Annotated in this window: 3 protein-coding genes and 1 pseudogene; all 4 read right to left on the bottom strand. The window is 64.8% G+C overall.

What is annotated here, in order from left to right:
- Positions 1 to 147: pseudogene (locus tag WBB95_RS00055) on the bottom strand (aldehyde dehydrogenase); the annotation flags it as partial.
- An 11-nt stretch (positions 148 to 158) separates the two neighbouring features.
- Positions 159 to 959, bottom strand: coding sequence for an HpcH/HpaI aldolase family protein (locus WBB95_RS00050; protein ID WP_424485729.1), 801 nt, complete (start codon positions 957 to 959; stop codon positions 159 to 161).
- A gap of 11 nt (positions 960 to 970) precedes the next feature.
- A complete protein-coding gene (rhmD, locus tag WBB95_RS00045; protein WP_424485728.1) occupies positions 971 to 2155 on the bottom strand; it encodes an L-rhamnonate dehydratase in 1185 nt (394 codons plus the stop codon).
- Positions 2156 to 2171: 16 nt separating this feature from the next.
- Positions 2172 to 2999, bottom strand: an 828-nt coding sequence (locus WBB95_RS00040) for an MFS transporter (protein WP_424485727.1), incomplete at its 5' end; no start/stop codon positions are given.

Below are 2999 nucleotides of genomic sequence, written 5' to 3'. Positions count from 1 at the left end.
GTTCAGGGCCTGGTCGACGTCGGCGGCGGTGGAGGCGGGAACCTTCGACAGCAGCGCACCCGTGGCCGGGTTGAGCACGTCGAGGTGCGCCTCGCTTGGGGTGAAGCGGCCGTTGATGTAGTTCTGGTAAACGGGAACGGAAGGCATGGGCAGGTTCCTCAGTAGGTGCGCGACGGCGCTTTCGCGTCGGCGGCCGGGCGATAACGGTTGAGGGTGGAGAGTGCGCTCTGGCGCAACAGGCTGATGTCGATGGCCACCGCGATAAAGCGGCAGCCCCAGGCCTGGTAACGGCGCGCGTCTTCTTCGTTAGGCGCCAGGATGCCGCTGACTTTGCCGGCGGCGAGGGTCGCGTCCACCGCGTGCTTGATGCGTTCCTGCACGTCGGGGTGGCCCGGGTTGCCGGCATGGCCGAGGCCGATGGACAGGTCTGCAGGCCCGATGAACACTGCGTCCACACCTTCCACTGCGGCAATCGCCGCGACGTTTTCAACCCCCAGGCGCGATTCCACCTGCACGATCAGGCACAGCTGTTCGTGGGCGGTTTGCAGGTAATCCGCCACGCCGTCCCAGCGCGTGGCGCGGGTCAGGCCGCCGCCAACGCCGCGAATGCCGTGGGGCGGATAGCGCATGGCGCGCACCAGGGCCTGGGCCTGTTCGGCGGTTTCGACCATGGGGATCATCAGGGTCTGGGCGCCGACATCCAGCAGTTGCTTGATCAGGTTGGCGTCGCCACTCACTGCCCGCACCACCGGCGCGGTGGTGTAGGCCGCGACGGCCTGCAGTTGGTTGAGCACGCTGGGCACGGTGTTGGGGGCGTGCTCGCCGTCGATGAGCATCCAGTCATAGCCGATACTGGCGACGATTTCGGCGCCGTAGGCGCTGGCGAAACCGGCCCAGATGCCGTATTGCGTGGCGTCCTTGGCGAGGGCGGCCTTGAAGCCGTTGCGGGGCATGTTCATGGCAGTTTTCCTCAACGGTTGTAGGGGCGGTGCAGTTGGCAATCCGGGTTCAGGTCAACGCCGAAACCGGGCTTGTCGAGCACCGACAGGCGCATGCGGCCATTCACCGGTACCGGTTCACCGAGCAGTTGCGGATGGAACATCGGCACCACTTCATCCGCCTTGGGCGCCATCATCAGGAACTCGGCGAAGGGGCTGTTATGGCGCGTGGCCACAAAGTGGTAGCTGTAGACCGATGAGCCGTGGGGCACGACCATCGCGTTGTGGGCATCGGCCAAGGCGGAAATTTTCACCAGTTCGGTGAGGCCGCCGCACCAGCCGACGTCGGGTTGGATAATGTCGCAGCAGCCCATTTCGAGCAGCATGCGGAAACCCCAGCGCGTGGCTTCGTGTTCGCCGGTGGTCACGAGCATGCCCTTAGGCACGTTGTTGCGCAGTGCGGCGTAGCCCCAGTAATCGTCAGGTGACAGCGCTTCTTCGATCCACTTGAGCCCGTATTCGTGGGCGCCCAGCGCCAGTTTGGTCGCGTAGTTCAGGTCCAGGCTCATCCAGCAATCGAGCATCAGCCAAAAGTCCGGGCCGACCCGTTCGCGCATGGTCGCCAAGGCTTCGAGGTTTTTGCGCAGGCCTTCTTCGCCTTCGCTGGGGCCGTGATGCAGGGGCATCTTGCCGCCGATAAAGCCCATTTTCTGCGCGAGGTCCGGGCGTGCGCCGGTGGCGTAGAACTGCAGCTCGTCGCGCACTGCGCCGCCGAGCAACTGGTGCACCGGCTCCTGGCGGACTTTGCCGAGCAGGTCCCATAGCGCCAGGTCGACGCCGGAGATCGTGTTGATCACCAGGCCCTTGCGGCCGTAGTAGAGCGTGGACTGGTACATCTGGTCCCAGATCTTTTCGATATCGGTGACGCGCGCGCCTTCAAGGAAGCGTGCCAGGTGTTTCTCGACGATGTAGGCGGCCGGCTCGCCGCCGGTGGTCACGGCAAACCCGACGGTGCCGTCGCTGGCTTCGATCTCCACCACCAGCGTGCCGAGTACGTTGATGCCGAAGCTGCGGCGGCTCTGGCGGTACTCGGGGTATTTGCTCATGGGCGTGCTGATGTGGTCGTCGATCCAGTGGCCGTCGGCCTGGTCGTGGTAATCGGCGCCGCCGCCGCGCAGTACGAAGGCGCGCACGTGTTTGATGGTGAGATGACCCATGGTGTGACTCCTGGAATTAAACAGTGGCCGGCGTGTTCGACGCGTTATGGCCGGGTGAATGGATGCCCAGTACCAGCAATGCAGCCAGGACCGTGGTGGCGGAGAGCAGGTAGAGACCGGCCGCCGGAGAATGGAAGGCGCTTTCGGCCCAGTGCTTGATGACCGGCGCTATAAACCCGCCGAGGGCTCCGAACGAGTTGATCAAGGCGATGCCGGCGGCGGCAGCGCTGCCGGCGAGGTAGCTGGAGGGAAAGGTCCAGAACACCGGTTGCACGGCAATGAAGCCTGATGCGGCGAAACACAGCGCAAGCATGCCCAGCAGCGGGTTGCTGAAGGTCACCGAGCAGGCGATGCCGGCGGCGGCCATCAACAGCGTGAGGCAGGCGGTGTGGCGGCGCTCACCGCTGCGGTCGGAGTAGGCGGGAATCCACCAGGCGGCAAACAGCGCGCAGATCCACGGAATCGCCGACACCAGCCCGACCATCAGCCCGACTTTGGTGCCGAGCAGCCCGCCGACCTGGCTGGGCAGGTAAAACACCACGCCGTACACGCTGGCCTGGATCAACAGGTACACCAGGCACAAATACAGCACTGATGGTTGGCACAGCACATTCAGCAGGCTGCGGCCGTGGGAGGTTTTGTGCTGGTCTTCCTGGTCGAGCAGGGTCTGGATGTGCAGGCGTTCAGTTGCGGTGAGCCACTTGGCGTCGGCGGGGCGGTTATCCAGGTACCAGTAGGCCCAGACGCCGACGGCGGTCGCCATCAGGCCTTCGACTGCGAACAGCCATTGCCAGCCATGGACCCCGCCGAAGCCGTCCATCTCCAACAATAAACCGGACAAGGG

The organism is Pseudomonas sp. (assembly GCF_049645325.1).
Classification (GTDB): Bacteria; Pseudomonadota; Gammaproteobacteria; order Pseudomonadales; family Pseudomonadaceae; genus Aquipseudomonas.
The sequence above is the reverse complement of the archived record's forward strand: the minus strand, read 5'-3'. Positions and strand labels throughout refer to the sequence as shown.